Source organism: Planococcus sp. RAB007_Raresut, assembly GCF_057369535.1.
In genome coordinates this window covers 1-334 of record NZ_JBXYIF010000057.1, presented here as the reverse complement: position 1 = coordinate 334, position 334 = coordinate 1, and the positions used below count along the sequence as shown (strand labels likewise).

The 334-nt window shown below is 42.5% G+C and carries 1 protein-coding gene; it reads right to left on the bottom strand.

Translation table 11 applies throughout. The features are described from left to right. Positions 1-49 precede the first annotated feature (49 nt). A partial coding sequence (locus AC2Q9J_RS17745) for a type 2 periplasmic-binding domain-containing protein (protein WP_499041988.1) occupies positions 50-334 on the bottom strand: 285 nt, incomplete at its 5' end.

Genomic DNA, 334 nt, shown 5'->3' with positions numbered 1-334 from the left:
GTGAGGGGTAAACTAAAGATAATGGACCGCTTGCTCCAGCAAATGGCTGCTACAGTTCTACGAATTGTCCATTTTGAATGTCTTGCGCAACGATAAACCGATAGGTTTGTAATAATCCTGCACCATGTTTCGCAAGCGTAACTGTCCCTAAGATGTCATCTAGACAATGTAATGATCCTTTGGTGGTATATTCATGGATCTGATTGTTGACTTTAAACAGCCAAGGAACACTTTTCCCCGTGCTGGGTAAGATGAATTGCAAGCATTCGTGTTGATCTAATGCTGCGATATCTGTTGGTATCGTATGCGAATGAAGATAGCTTGCTGCAGCAAC